Raw genomic sequence first — 13,648 nt, forward strand, 5'->3', positions numbered from 1 at the left:
CACCGTAACCAGCCCTTGACCAGGGGTGAGTTATCCCACCTGGTCAGTTCGGCGGAGGTGGAATACGACGGCGTCCAGATCACCGCGCAGCCCGGTGCGCAGGCCGTGGTGGGCGAGCACCGCGCCACGGTGGACGATCCCGGTGGCCAGGTCCTCGTACGCGGCGGCCGGGTCCAGGCCGCGCAGCCGCAGCGGGGGCTGGGGTTCGCCGTAGCTCTGCGCGTGCAGCCACGCCAGCACCACCGTCTCCGCGCCGCGTACGTACTGCACCGCGCTGAGCCCGCCGTCGCCGGGCGACCGCAGCCGGTACTGCTCACCGTGCTGGACGACGGGCCGGATCCGCTTGTAGAGCGCCACCCAGTCGCGGGCCTCGGTGAGTTCGGCCTCGCTCCACTTCGTCAGGTCGCCGCCGACGCCCAGCACCCCGGCCATGGCGCTGATGAAGCGGAAACCGAGCCCGCTGGTGCGCTGGTTGCCCATCACGTTGGGGCTGTCGGTGACCCAGGCGGCCATCACCCGGGCCGGGTGCAGCTGGCTGAAGCCGTGCTGGATGGCGAGGCGGTCCAGCGGATCGGTGTTGTCCGAGGTCCACACCTGGTCGGTGAGGCCGAGGATGCCCAGGTCGATCCGGCCGCCACCGCCCGAGCAGGACTCGAAGGCGACCCCGGGGTGGGCGGCGCGCAGCCGCCCCAGCAGGTCGTACAGCCCGCGGACGTGCTCGATGCCGAGCCGCTGCGGATACGGGTCGCCGGGCCAGCCCGGGTCGGTGAAGGAGCGGTTGAAGTCCCACTTCACATAGTCGATGGGGGCGCTGCTCAGCAGGGTGTCCAGCCGCTCCCACAGATACGCGCGGACATCGGGCCGGGCGAGGTTGAGCACCAGCTGGTTGCGGAACTCGGTGCGGGTGCGGCCGGGGTAGTGCTGCACCCAGTCGGGGTGGGCTCGGTAGAGGTCGCTGTCGGCGTTGACCATCTCCGGTTCGACCCAGATACCGAACCGCATGCCCAGCCCGTGCACCTCGTCGGCGAGCGGCTTCAGCCCGTGCGGGAAGCGGTCCGGGTTGGGGGTCCAGTCGCCGAGCCCGGCCCGGTCGCTGATGCGGGACCCGAACCAGCCGTCGTCCACGACGAACAGCTCGACGCCGAGCCCGGCGGCGAGCCGGGCGAGGGAGCGCTGCTGCTCCTCGCTCACCTCGAACTCGGTGGCCTCCCAGGAGTTGTAGAGGACCGACCGCTCCCGGTCGGCGCCGGGGACGACGTGGGCGAGCTGCCAGGCGTGCCAGGCGCGGCTCGCGGCCCCGAAGCCGCCATCGGTCCACAGGCCCGCGAAGACCGGGGTGGTGAAGGACTCGCCGGGCGCGAGGAGCAGCAGCCCCGCCTCGTCGTGGCCGACGCCGCCGACGGTCTGTACGGTGCCGTCGGCGAGCCGCTGGACGGCGATCCGCCAGGACCCGGACCAGGCGAGCGCGCAGCTGTGCACCTCGCCGCTCTCCTCGGTGGCCGTGCCGTCGTCGATCGCGATCCAGGGCAGATGCTGATGGCTGGTGTGGCCGCGACGGCTGCCGATGACCTTCTCGCCGGCGGTGAGGTCGGTGCGGGCGAGCCGGCTCTCGGCGGCCCACCGCCCGTACAGATGGCTCAGCCTTCGCCGGTCGCCGACCGGCAGCGACCAGGCGGCGGAGTCGGCGCGCAGCAGTTCCAGCGGCTCGTCGTCCGGGCCGCCGGTGTGACTGAGGGTGGTCCAGCGCTCGATGACGTCGCCGTCGTCCCGCATCCGGTAGTGGAGGGTGATGTCGAGGTGGTGGAGCGGATCGTGGAAACGCAGCCGCAGCTCGTCACCGTCCACGGTGCTGACGGTGCTGTCTTCGAAGTGCCACTCTGTGCCCCGTACGCCCGCCCCGCGGACGGACAGCGCGGGGCGCACGAAGCGCGGGCCGCCCTCCACCGGGTACTCCTCGCGCCCGTCCAGCGGTGATTCGAACCCTCGCTCAGCGGGGAGAGGTTCGGCGGCGAGGGCCTCGGCATCCGGGACCGTCAGGCGCGGGCCCCAGTGGAGATGCAGCAGGTCGTCCTCGTCGGTGAGGTGCAGGGCGTAGCTGCTGTGCCGCCCCGAGAGCAGCCAGAGCCGACCGTTTCCGCCGATTTCAATCATCACACATCCCCAATTCCCCACAGGTCCCAACATCATCGGTCAGGCTTTCCCGCACGGCAATGGCCCCCGCTCACGATCCGCAGAACTGATTGCAGCAGGAACGCAATGTCGTATGGTCAGCAGAGCCCGCCTCGTCGACGAGCGGCGCGGCGGCCGATCGTGAGGAGCGCCCGTGACGCAGCCGTCGCCGCAGGTCCCGCAGGCCGAACCCGAGCTGGTGGGGGTACGGAACTTCCGCGACGTCGGCGGGCTGCCGACCACCGACGGCCGGCGGTTGCGGCCCGGTGTGCTCTTCCGCAGCGGCCACCTCGCCCATGCCACCGACAGCGACGCGGCCTTCCTCGATTCGCTCGGCCTGCACACGGTCTTCGACTTCCGCAACGCGGCCGACATCAAGCTGGAGGGCCCGGACGTCTCCCTCTCCGGCGTGCGGAACGTGAACCTCCCGCTGTCCGACCCGGCCGACGGCGCCGGGTTCTGGACCATGGTGCGCGAGGGCGACCTCAACACCCTGCGCGAGCTGCTGGACAACGGGCGCGCCGAGCGGCGGATGATCAACGCGTACCGGGCCATCATCACCAGCCGCATCGTCGAGCACGGCCGGGTGCTCAGCGCCATGGCGGAGGACAGCTCCCCCGTACTGATGCACTGTTCCGCGGGCAAGGACCGGGCCGGTCTGTCGGTCGCGGTGACGCTGCTCGCGCTCGGGGTCGAACGGGAGTCCATCGAGGCCGACTATCTGGAGTCGGCCGCCGCCCACCGCCGCTACAAGATCTGGCGCAAGGGCAATCCCGCGGACGGGGACCCCATGTCCCCGGAGGTGCTGGACCTGCTGAGCCCGCTCTTCGACGCACGCTCCACCTATCTGGCGGCGGCGTTCCAGACGATAGAGGAGACCTGGGGCACCACCGAGCGCTATCTCACCGAGGGCCTGGGGCTGACCGCCCCGCAGCGCGAGCGGCTGCGGGACCGGATGCTCACCGGCTGACGGCCCGTTTCGTCAGCGAAGCCCCGGCGGCCCCCACGGATTCTCGGCCCCGGCCTCGGGCTCGGTGACCCACCCCGCCGTCAGCACCAGACCGCTGGCCCGGTGCACGGCCAGGAAGCCGAACGGGCGGTCGTACGTCACCACGATCCGCTTCGCCGTCCGCTGCGGCGGGCCCCCGCCCGGCGCCGCCGCCAGCGCGGTCACGGCCGCCGCCCAGAACCCCTCGGCGCTGAACGACGCGGTCATCGACTGCTGCCCGGAGGAGATCGCCAGCGGGTTCGGGCTGATCCCCGGGAAGTGCCCCCGAGAGGTGTCCTGGGCGGTGCGCAGCCCGAACAGCTCCGCGTGCCGCAGCAGATCGTGCCGGGCGTCCACGGTGAACTGCGGGGTGGTGAGGCCGATGGACGGGGTGTCGTCCCAGCTCGCGACCTCCGTGACCGTGACACCGGGCCCCGCCTCGCCGAACGGCAGCGCCGAGCCTCCCCACCCCGGGTACGCCCCGGCCACCGCGCCGACCCCGGCCTCCAGTACCTGGCCGCCCGGAACACCCTCGCCGGCGAGGATCAGATGCACATCGAGCCCGTTGTCGCCCGCGACCCCGGACAGGGTGAGCGGACCGGCCGGGCTTTCGGGGATCACCCGCAGCACCCCGTCGAGGTCGTCCGTCGTCCGCCGGAGACCGGCCAGCGACCGGCCCTGCCACGGACCGCTCCTCGGTGTCAGCATCCCCGGCTGGAAGGGCTGCTGCCAGGCCGTCTTCACCATCAGCGCCCCGGCCAGCACCAGCTGGGTGGTGGGCGTCAGGGGCACCGGCATCTTGGCGATGGCGCCCCCGGTGTGCCGGGACGCCCACGCGTCCAGCTCCTTGCCGTCGCGCTCGGTGTCACCGCTCAGCACGCCGCGTACGCCCTGCGGAAGCTCCGCTTCCCATGCGGGCCGCACCGGCAGGTCGTGACGGGTCCACAGTCCGGTGGCCGCCGCCACGCCGTCCATCGCCTCCATCGCCCCGACGACCTCGCGGCCGAGCGCCGTCGCGCCGTCCGCGCCGACGCCGAGCGCTCCCTCCAGCTCGCCGCGCGCCGGGCCACCGGCCGCGCCCGCGAGCAGGGCGAGCAGCGGCCAGGCCCCGGCGCCGGTGAGGGCCGTTCCCTCGCCGTCCGAAACCGCGGCCCGCGCCCAGCGCCCGGTGAGCGCGTTGACGGCCCGTACGGCACTCGTGTCGACCATTGCTCTGGTTCCCGTCCCCGTCAGCGGTTGGCCACCGCCTGCTTGACGAGGGTCCGGCCGAACTCCCACATCAGGCCGCCGCCCCCGTGTGCGTCATCCATGACCGCTGAGAACGCATCGACGAAGCGGTCCACTTCCCGCTCGCCGATGATCAACGGCGGAATCAGCTTAATGACCTCCAGATGGTCGCCGGAGACCTGGGTCAGGATGCGGTGGCGCTGGAGCAGTGGCGCCACGACCATCTGCGCGAACAGGCCCTTCCGCGCGGCCTGGAGCATCGCCCAGCGGCCGCGCAGCCCGAGCGAGTCCGGCTTGCCGAACTCGATGCCGATCATCAGCCCGCGGCCGCGTACGTCATGCAGCAGCTCGTACCGGTCGATGAGCGCGGTGAGCCGGTCGCGCAGCAGCTCGCCGGTGCGGCGGGCGTTCGCGACGATCTGCTCGTCCTCCATGACGGCGAGGACGGCGAGCCCCGCCGCCATGGCCTGGGCGTTGGCGCCGAAGCTCGCCGAGTGCACCAGTACCCGGTCCATGGAGGAGTAGACCCGTTTGAAGATCCAGTCCTTGCCGAGGGTCGCGCCTACGGGTACGTAGCCGCCGGAGAGGGCCTTGGCCACGCACACCAGGTCCGGTTCGACGCCGTCCTCGTGCTGGTACGCGAAGAAGTCCCCGGTGCGGCCGAGCCCCGTCTGCACCTCGTCGGCGATGAGCAGCGCCTTGTGGCGGTGCAGCAGCTCCTGCGCGGCCCGCAGGAAGCCCGGCGGCGCCTCGTGCACCCCCTTGCCCTGGATCGGTTCGACCACGAACCCGGCCACGTCCCCCCGCTTCAGCTCCCGCTCCAGCGCGCCCAGGTCGCCCATCGCGATCGCGGTGTCGGGCAGCAGCGGAGCGAAGCCCTCGCGGAAGCCGTCCTCGCCGTTGACCGACAGCGAGCCCGTGGTGAGCCCGTGGAAGGCGTGCTCGCAGTAGAGAATGCGCGGCTTGCGGGTCGCGTAGCGGGCGAACTTGAGCGCGGTCTCGACGGCCTCCGTACCGCTGTTGCCGAAGAAGACCCGGTCCAGGTGCGGGGCGTGGCCGAGCAGCTTCTCGGCGAGCAGCCCGGGCAGCGGCTGGCAGTCGAAGCGGGTCAGATCGGCGAGCGAGGCGTCCAGGACGTCGTGCAGCGCCTTGCGGACGACGGGGTGGTGGCGGCCCAGGCCCATCACCCCGAAACCGGCGAGCATGTCCAGGTAGTCCTGGCCCTCGTCGTCCCAGAAGTACGCGCCCTCGGCCCGCTCGTAGACCTTGTCGAAGCCGATGGTGTGCAGCATCCGCGGCAGCTGGTGGTTGAGGTACCGGGTGTGCAGGTCGTAGCGCTCGGACCCGCGCCCGGCCAGGAGCTTGCCCAGGTCGAAACCCGAGCGCTGCTCGGCTGCTGTCATGCGTCCCTCTCCTTGGCGGCGGCCTCCCCGGTGGCGGTGCGCGCGGCGGCGCGGGTGAGGGCCGCACCGATCCGGCCCGCGATCTCGGCGGGGGTGAGTCCGATGTCGGCGAGCACTTCGCCGCGCTTGGCGTGCGGCAGGAACGCCTCGGGGATGCCGAAGGTCCGCAGCGGCAGGTCGACCCCGGCGTCCCGCAGCGCCTGGCCGATCGCGGCGCCCACCCCGGCGCTGCGCACGTTGTCCTCGACGACGGCCACCGCGCGGTGGCGGGCCGCGAGGGCGGGCAGTTCGGAGTCGACGGGCTTGACCCAGCGCGGGTCGACCACGGTGCAGCCGATGCCGCGCTCGGCCAGCAGCTCGGCGGCGCGCAAGCCCACCGGCGCCATGACCCCGGCCACCACGAGCAGGACGTCGTCACCGTGGCGCAGCACGTCCATCCCGCCGATCCGCTCCAGCGCCGGGACGGGCTGCCCCACCGACTCCTTGGGGAAGCGGACGACGGTCGGCGCGTCGTCCACGTCGATCGCCTCCCTCAGCTGGGCGCGCAGCTGGTCCGCGTCGCGCGGGGCGGCGATCCGCAGGCCCGGCACCACCTGGAGGACGGACATGTCCCACATGCCGTTGTGGCTGGGCCCGTCGGTGCCGGTGACCCCGGCCCGGTCGAGGACGAACGTCACCCCGCACTTGTGCAGGGCCACCGTCCATCAGCAGCTGGTCGAAGGCACGGGAGGAACGTCGCGTAGACGGCGACGACCGGATGCAGCCCGCCGGTGGCGAGCCCGGCCGCCGAGACCGCCGCGTGCTGCTCGGCGATGCCGACGTCCCACACCCGGTCCGGGTACGCCTCGGCGAAGCCCGCGAGGCCCACCGGGTCGAGCATCGCGGCGGTGAGCGCCACCACGTCGGGGCGCTCGGCCCCGATCCGCACCATCTCCTCGCCGAACACCGACGTCCACGACCGGCCGCCGGAGGGGATGAGGGGCGCGCAGGTGAGCGGGTCCATCGCGGCGACGGTGTGGAAGCGGTCGGCCTCGTCCTCCAGGGCGGGCCGGTAGCCCCGTCCCTTCTCGGTGAGGCAGTGCACCAGGACGGGGCCGTGGAACCGCTTGGCGCGGCGCAGCGCCCCCTCGACGGCGTCCATGTCGTGTCCGTCGATCGGGCCCACGTACTTCAGCCCCAGGTCCTCGAACATGCCCTGCGGCGCGAAGGTCTCCTTGAACCCCTTCTTGGCGCCGTGCAGCGATCCGTACAGCGGTTGGCCGACGACGGGGGTGCGCTGGAGGACGTCCTTGCCCCAGGCGAGGAAGCGTTCGTAGCCGTCGGTGGTGCGGAGGGTCGCGAGGTGGCTGGCGAGGCCGCCGATGGTGGGCGCGTAGGAGCGTTCGTTGTCGTTGACGACGATGATCAGCGGGCGGTCGCGGGCGGCGGCGATGTTGTTGAGCGCCTCCCAGGCCATGCCGCCGGTGAGCGCGCCGTCGCCGATGACGGCGACCACGTGGTCGGTGCGGCCGCGGATCTCGTTGGCCTTGGCGAGGCCGTCGGCCCAGCCCAGCACGGTGGAGGCGTGGCTGTTCTCGATGACGTCGTGCTCGGACTCGGCGCGCGACGGATAGCCGGAGAGCCCGCCCTTTCCGCGGAGCTTGGAGAAGTCCTGGCGGCCGGTGAGCAGCTTGTGGACGTAACTCTGGTGGCCGGTGTCCCACAGGATGCGGTCGGCGGGCGAGTCGAAGACGCGGTGCAGGGCTATGGACAGCTCGACGACGCCCAGGTTGGGGCCCAGATGGCCGCCGGTCCTGGCGACCGCGGTGATCAGGAACTCCCTGATCTCCTGGGCGAGCGCGGCACGTTCCTCCCCGGTCAGCGCCTTGAGGTCGTGCGGGCCCCGGATGTTCTCCAGTAGCGGCATGCTCGGTTCCCCTCCTCGTGTGTCAGCCCACGGCGCTCTCGCGGGCCGCGCGCAGCGACTCCTTGAGCGATCCCATGGTGGCCAGGACGGCGGTGGGCTCGTAGCCGCAGTGGGCCATGCAGTTGTCGCAGCGCGGGTCCTTGCCCCGGCCGTACTTGTCCCAGTCGGTCTCCTCGATCAGCTGGCGGTAGGTGGGGACGTAGCCGTCGCTCATCAGGTAGCAGGGGCGCTGCCAGCCGAAGAGCGAGTAGTTGGGGATGCCCCAGGCGGTGCACGGGAAGTCGGTCCTGCCCTCCAGGAAGTCCAGGAAGAGCGGGCTGTGGTTGAGCCGCCAGCGCCTGCGGTTGCCGCCCGCGAACGCCTTCCGGAACAGCTCGCGGGTCTGCTCGACCCCCAGGAAGTGCTCCTGGTCGGGCGCCTTCTCGTAGGCGTAGGCGGGCGAGATCATCATCTCGTCCACCTTGAGGTCGTCATTGAGGAAGTCGAGCACTTCTACGACGGTCTGCGGAGTGTCGGTATTGAAGAAGGTGGAGTTCGTGGTCACCCGGAAGCCGCGCCGCTTGGCCTCCCTGATCGCCTCCACCGCCTCGTCGAACACTCCCTCCTTCGCCACCGACGCGTCATGCCGCTCGCGCAGCCCGTCGATGTGCACGGCGAAAGCGAAGTACGGGGAAGGGGTGAAGTTGTCCATCTTCTTCCGCAGCAGCATCGCGTTGGTGCACAGGAAGACGTACTTCTTCCGCTGCACCAGCTGCCGGACGATCTCGTCGATCTGCGGATGCATCAGGGGCTCACCGCCCGCGATGGACACCATCGGAGCACCCGACTCCAGCACCGCGCCGACCGCCTGCGCCACCGGCATGCGCTGCTTGAGCACCCCCGCCGGATGCTGGATCTTGCCGCAGCCCTCGCATTTGAGATTGCAGGCGAACAGCGGCTCCAACTCCACGATCAGCGGGAACTTGTCCCGCCGCTTGAGCACCTTCTGGTCAAAGAGATACGTCGCGACCCGGATGGTCTGGCGGAGCGGCATGGCCATCTAGCTCATCTCCTGAGAGGAAAGAGGAACGGTGCCAGTCGAAGAAAGCGGGAAGAACAGTTCGTAGTACCCGGAAAGCCGATATTCCACCGCGCAGCGTCCCGATGCGGACCAGCTCATGTTCAGGAGCGTCCACGATCACCCGGACGGCCGCAACCGGGCGTGCCCCGCCGCGCACCGCGCTGCGCAGGGTGGCGGCGGATTCCATGTCCACAGCGATGGCCCCGGTGGCGTGCAGTTCGGCCCGCTCCGCACCCCGCACCACATGGTTGGAGCCGACGACGGGCCCGATGTGGACGGTGCCGGTGCGCCCGGCGCCGCCGCGGGCCCGCCGGGCGTGGCGGGCCAGCGCCTCGGCGAGGATCCGGCTGCCGTGGCACGGGGTGTGACCGGCCGGGTCGCGGGTCTCGTCGGCCACCACCAGATCCCCCGGATGCATCCCCGGCGCCAGCCCGGCGCAGAAACCGGTGGCGACGACGGCGGTACGGACGGCCCGGCCAGGACCCTCGGCCAGCGCACGGCTCACCGCCCGCTCGGCCGCCTGCGGTCCCATGCCGGTACGCAGCACCGTCACCGGCCCGGCCGCGCCGAGACCGGCCCCCCGCAGCGCGAACCGCTCGATGCCGAGCGCGCAGGCGATCAGCAGCGGGGCGGCGCCGGTGTCCGGGGCCGGTTCCCGGGCCGGTTGCGGGGGCATCAGGTCCTCCGCGGCCGCGCCCCGGTGGCCTCACCGCTCACATAGCGCCCCAGGGCGGTGAGCGGGAAGACCAGCCGGTACAGGTGGTAGTTGATGGAGAAGTCCCAGGGGAAGCCGGTGCCGGTGAAGTACGGCTCGTCCCAGGAGCCGTCCTGGTCCTGGGTGGCCGCGAGCCAGCCGACACCGCGCTCGACCGCCTTGCTCTCCCGCTCCCCCGCCGCCAGCAGCGCCAGCAGCGCCCACGCGGTCTGGGAGGCGGTGGAGGCGCCGTGGCCGATCCACTCGGGGTCGGGGTACGAGCGCTGGTCCTCGCCCCAGCCGCCGTCCTCGTTCTGCACGCTCTCCAGCCAGCGCACGGCCCGGCGGATGGCCGGATGGGTGGCCGGGAGCCCGGCGGCGACCAGGGCGGGGACGACGGAGCCGGTCCCGTACACATAGTTGGTGCCCCAGCGGCCGAACCAGGCGCCACTGGGTTCCTGCTCGGCCAGCAGCCAGCCGACGGCACGCCGGGTGCGCGGATCGCGGGCGCCGCCCTCGTGGGCCAGCATCTCCACGACATGGGCCGTGACGTCGGCCGACGGCGGGTCGATGACCTCGCCGAAGTCGCAGAACGGCAGCCGGTTGGGCAGCGGGCTGGTGTTGTCGACGTCGAACGCGCCCCACGCCCCGTTCCGCGACTGCATGCCCAGTGTCCAGCGCACCCCGCGCCGCACGGCCGCCGCGATCCGCTCCGGCCGGGGATGGTCGACGCGGCGCAGCGCGAGGATCACCTCGGCGGTGTCGTCGATGTCGGGGTAGTTGTCGTTGTCGAACTCGAACGCCCAGCCGCCGGGGGCGAGCCGGGGCCGCTTGACCGACCAGTCGCCGGGCCGGTCGATCTCCTCGGCGAGCATCCAGTCGGCGCTCTTGACCAGGGCGGGGTGGTCGGGGGCGAGTCCGGCGTCGGCGAGCGCGATGACGGCCAGACAGGTGTCCCAGACAGGGGACTGACAGGCCTCGATCATGCGGCTGCCGTCCTCGCGCCACACGGCGAAGCGGTCCAGCGACTCCAGTCCGGCGCGCATCACCGGATGGTCGAGGTCGTAGCCGAGGAGGTGGAGCGCGATCACGGAGTACACGGCGGGCGGCTGGATGCCTCCCCAGCAGCCGTCGTTCTCCTGCCGCTCCACGATCCAGCGGGCGCAGGAGCGCAGTGCGGCCCTGCGCAGCGGGCGCAGCGCCACCTTGCGGTAGAGGTGCAGGGCCCGGTCCAGCCGCTGGAAGGCGCCGTCCCAGGAGGCGAGAGGGGCGGCGGGGCGCGGCGGATTCGGTCTTCGCGGGTCGGCGTGCAGCTCGTCGAGGGAGAACGGGGCGGGGCGCACCGGGCGCTTCGCGGAGACGACGGTGAGCGGCACGATGGTCTGCCGCGCCCAGCAGCCGAAGTCGTAGAGGTTGAGCGGCAGCCACGGCGGAAAGTAGATGATCTCCGGTGGCAGCTCGGGCAGGTCCTCCCAGCGCCACCAGCCGAAGAGTGCCAGCCAGATGCGGGTGAAGACGCGGCTGCTCGCGACGCCCCCGTTGTTCCGCACCCAGGCCGAGGCGGCCGCCATATGGGGTGCGTCGGGCGGGTCACCGGCCAGCCGGAGGGCGACGTACGCCTCGACGGTGGCGGACAGCTCCGGCGGGCCGCCGTGGAAGGTGGCCCAGGTGCCGTCCGCGGCCTGCTGCGAACGGATGTAGCGGCCTGCGGCGTCGAGCACGTCGGGGTTCTGGATCCCGAGGAAGTGCCGGAGCATCAGGTCCTCGGCGTCCATGGTGACGTTGGTCTCCAGATCGCCTTTCCACCAGCCCTGCTCGTCCTGGCGGGAGAGCAGGTGCCGGACCGCGCGGTCCGTCGCCCTGCGGGCGAGCACTAACGTCTCGGACTCGGATGACTCGGACGGTTGGACGGTTGTCGCTGTCATGGCTTCCCCTCTGCAGTGTGATCTGCCGTCGTTGGGGCCTCCGTCGGCCGGCACCGGGCAGGTGCCGGCCGGCGACTGCGAACCTGGTCCTAGGGGGTGTCCCTACGGCCTAGTCGCGGTCAATAGTGATCATCTCTCCCGGACGACGACGAAGTCCGCGAGCGCCACGAACTGGTCTCGTACCTCGGCGGGCATGTCCACCTCGTCGAGGGCCTCGATGGCCGTCGCGTACTGACGGCGGGCCTCCGCCGAGGTCCAGTCCCGGCCGCCCGCCTCCTCGATCAGCGCGGCGCGGGTGGCGAACTCCTCCTCGCTGAAGTCGGCGAACTCGTCCTCCGGCTTGTGCGCGTCGGCCGCGAGGATCTGGGCCAGGTCCTCGGAGGCGCGGCCCCCGGCGGCCAGGGCGGCGACCACCGGCAGCGACTTCTTGCGCTGCCGCAGATCGCTCCAGGTCTGCTTGCCGGTCGACACCGGGTCGCCCCAGATGCCGAGCACGTCGTCCACGGCCTGGAAGGCGAGCCCCAGGTGGTAGCCGTACCGCTCCAGGGTGTCGGCGGTGCGGTCGTCGGCGCCGCCGAGGACGGCACCGATGGAGGCGGCGCAGGCGAGCAGGGCGCCCGTCTTGTTGCCCTCCATCTCCAGGCACTCCTCGACGGTGACCCGCTCGCGGTGCTCGTAGGAGATGTCCTGCGCCTGGCCGTCGATCAGCTTGCGGGTCGCGGAGGTGAGCCGCCGGGTGGCCCGGCCCGCCTCCGCGGTGCCCAGCTCCAGCAGTATTTCCCCGGCGAGGGCGAAGAGCGCGTCCCCGACCAGGATGGCCTGGGCCGGTCCGTGCACCTTCCACACCGTGTCGCGGTGACGGCGCTGCTCGTCACCGTCCATCAGGTCGTCGTGCAGCAGTGAGAAGTTGTGCACCAGCTCGACCGCGACCGCGCCGGGCACCCCGACCTCCGGGTCCGCGCCGGCCGCCTGCGCGGACAGCAGCGCGAGCGCCGGGCGCACGGCCTTGCCGCCGTCGCCCGCGGCGGGCCGGCCGTCGGCGTCGATCCAGCCGAAGTGGTAGGCGGCGACGGTGTCCATGGGCGGAGCCAGCCGGTCCACCGCCGCGCGCAGCACCGGCGTGGCAAGCGTACGGCCGCGCTCCAGCAGCGCGATGACGCCTGCGGAGTCGACAGCTGGGGTCGCCGGGGTCACGGTCTCTCCTCTGTTTTCTGTGGTGGTGCTCATGCCGCCTCCTTGGGCGTCCCCCCGCCGACGGCGGGAAGCGGAATCACATGCGGGCGGCCGGTTTCTGAGAGGGCGGCACGGGCCGCGGTGAGCCCGCTGCGCACGGCGCCTTCCATGGTCGCGGGCCAGCCGGTGGCGGTCCACGCACCGGCCAGATAGAGGCCGGGCGCGTTGGTGGGGGCGTTCGGCCGCAGCCGGCCGACGCCGGGGACCGGGGCGAACGTCGCGGTGCGCTCCCGGGTGACGAAGAAGTCCCGTACCTCCGCGCCGCGGGCGGCCGGAAGCAGCCGCTCCAGCTCGGGCAGATAGCGGGCGCGCAGCTCGGCGACGGGGCGGTCGATGTCGTCCTGGGCGGCGGACTGCGACACCGCCAGATACTGGCTGTCCCCGGCCCCTGGGGCGTCCCGCAGGCCCGAGGCGTCGGTGCGGTCGAAGACCCACTGGACGGGGCTGCCGAGCGCGGCGAAGAACGGGCGGCGCAGCACGGTTCGGTCGTAGACGACGTGCAGGTTGAGGATGGGCGCGGTGCCGATCCGCAGCAGCCGGTCCGGGTCGTCGAGGGCGCCGTCGGGCAGCAGGGCGTGGGCGTCGCGCTGCGGTACGGCGAGGACCACGGTGTCCACCGGTTCGTGCAGCGGGCCGCGGTCGGTGTGCGCGGTCCAGCGGCCCCCGTCGGCGGTGACGGCGGTCACCCGGGTGCGCAGTTCGGTCCGTACGCCCGCCGCGTCCAGGGCGGCGCGGGCGAGGGTGTCGTGCAGCTCGCCGAGCGGGGCGCTGGCCCAGCCGATGTCGGCGGCGCCCGCCTCGGAGAGCAGCCCGGTCTTGAAGACCATCGCGGCCAGGCCCAGCGAGGCATCCCGGGCGGTGGCGTTGAGCGTGGCCACGCCCACCAGGTCCCACAGCGCCTCGACGGCGCGCGGCGACTGGCCGTGGCGGCGCAGCCAGCCCGCGAAGTCCTCCGCGTCCAGCGCCGGGTCCAGCGGGTCGAGCCGCCCCAGGGCGAGCGCGGCGCGGCCCACCAGGGCGCGCTCGGCGAGCGAGAGGTGCGG

The 13,648-nt window shown here is 72.5% G+C and carries 9 protein-coding genes and 1 pseudogene; 1 reads left to right on the forward strand and 9 read right to left on the reverse strand.

The features are described 5' to 3' along the window. Window positions 1-30: 30 nt before the first annotated feature. A complete protein-coding gene (locus tag SSOG_RS08810; RefSeq protein ID WP_009713865.1) occupies window positions 31-2,151 on the reverse strand; it encodes an alpha-galactosidase in 2,121 nt (706 codons plus the stop codon). 172 nt (window positions 2,152-2,323) lie between these two features. Here SSOG_RS08810 and SSOG_RS08815 point away from each other — a divergent pair, with 172 nt between their 5' ends. Then, window positions 2,324-3,139, forward strand: a complete 816-nt coding sequence (locus tag SSOG_RS08815; RefSeq protein WP_009713866.1) for a tyrosine-protein phosphatase — start codon at window positions 2,324-2,326, stop codon at window positions 3,137-3,139. 12 nt (window positions 3,140-3,151) lie between these two features. Here the strand turns inward: SSOG_RS08815 and SSOG_RS08820 are convergent, their stop codons facing one another. From SSOG_RS08820 to hpnE, 8 genes and pseudogenes are all read right to left on the reverse strand, one after another. After that, complete coding sequence (locus SSOG_RS08820) at window positions 3,152-4,366, reverse strand: serpin family protein (protein ID WP_039936960.1); 1,215 nt, start codon at window positions 4,364-4,366, stop codon at window positions 3,152-3,154. A gap of 20 nt (window positions 4,367-4,386) precedes the next feature. Continuing rightward, complete coding sequence (locus SSOG_RS08825) at window positions 4,387-5,787, reverse strand: aspartate aminotransferase family protein (protein WP_009713868.1); 1,401 nt, start codon at window positions 5,785-5,787, stop codon at window positions 4,387-4,389. Continuing rightward, window positions 5,784-7,693, reverse strand: a pseudogene (dxs, locus tag SSOG_RS08830) (1-deoxy-D-xylulose-5-phosphate synthase). The gene SSOG_RS08825 and the pseudogene dxs overlap by 4 nt, the downstream one beginning before the upstream one ends. 22 nt (window positions 7,694-7,715) lie before the next feature. Continuing rightward, the gene (gene hpnH / locus SSOG_RS08835) at window positions 7,716-8,732 is read right to left on the reverse strand and encodes an adenosyl-hopene transferase HpnH (RefSeq protein WP_009713870.1); all 1,017 of its coding nucleotides are present in this window, start codon (window positions 8,730-8,732) and stop codon (window positions 7,716-7,718) included. After that, window positions 8,683-9,429: a phosphorylase family protein gene (locus tag SSOG_RS08840; RefSeq protein ID WP_009713871.1), complete on the reverse strand. Its 747-nt coding sequence runs from the start codon at window positions 9,427-9,429 to the stop codon at window positions 8,683-8,685. Before SSOG_RS08840 ends, hpnH begins: the two co-directional genes overlap by 50 nt. Then, window positions 9,429-11,372 (reverse strand): squalene--hopene cyclase, encoded by a 1,944-nt coding sequence (gene shc, locus SSOG_RS08845; RefSeq protein ID WP_039936961.1) that lies wholly within the window; start codon window positions 11,370-11,372, stop codon window positions 9,429-9,431. The genes SSOG_RS08840 and shc overlap by 1 nt, the downstream gene beginning before the upstream one ends. A gap of 129 nt (window positions 11,373-11,501) precedes the next feature. After that, the gene (locus SSOG_RS08850) at window positions 11,502-12,599 is read right to left on the reverse strand and encodes a polyprenyl synthetase family protein (RefSeq protein ID WP_009713873.1); all 1,098 of its coding nucleotides are present in this window, start codon (window positions 12,597-12,599) and stop codon (window positions 11,502-11,504) included. Further along, window positions 12,596-13,648 (reverse strand): hydroxysqualene dehydroxylase HpnE (gene hpnE, locus SSOG_RS08855; RefSeq protein ID WP_039936963.1); only part of this gene is annotated, 1,053 nt, incomplete at its 5' end. The genes SSOG_RS08850 and hpnE, both read right to left, overlap by 4 nt.

Origin of the sequence: Streptomyces himastatinicus ATCC 53653, assembly GCF_000158915.1 — a bacterium.
Classification (GTDB): domain Bacteria; phylum Actinomycetota; class Actinomycetes; order Streptomycetales; family Streptomycetaceae; genus Streptomyces; species Streptomyces himastatinicus.

Bases quoted from the DNA above. Each gene is read 5' to 3' on its own strand.
- SSOG_RS08810 (WP_009713865.1), bottom strand. From the start codon at position 2,151: ATGATTGAAATCGGCGGAAACGGTCGGCTCTGGCTGCTCTCGGGGCGG.
- SSOG_RS08820 (WP_039936960.1), bottom strand. From the start codon at position 4,366: ATGGTCGACACGAGTGCCGTACGGGCCGTCAACGCGCTCACCGGGCGC.
- SSOG_RS08825 (WP_009713868.1), bottom strand. From the start codon at position 5,787: ATGACAGCAGCCGAGCAGCGCTCGGGTTTCGACCTGGGCAAGCTCCTG.
- hpnH (WP_009713870.1), bottom strand. From the start codon at position 8,732: ATGGCCATGCCGCTCCGCCAGACCATCCGGGTCGCGACGTATCTCTTT.
- SSOG_RS08840 (WP_009713871.1), bottom strand. From the start codon at position 9,429: ATGCCCCCGCAACCGGCCCGGGAACCGGCCCCGGACACCGGCGCCGCC.
- shc (WP_039936961.1), bottom strand. From the start codon at position 11,372: ATGACAGCGACAACCGTCCAACCGTCCGAGTCATCCGAGTCCGAGACG.
- SSOG_RS08850 (WP_009713873.1), bottom strand. From the start codon at position 12,599: ATGAGCACCACCACAGAAAACAGAGGAGAGACCGTGACCCCGGCGACC.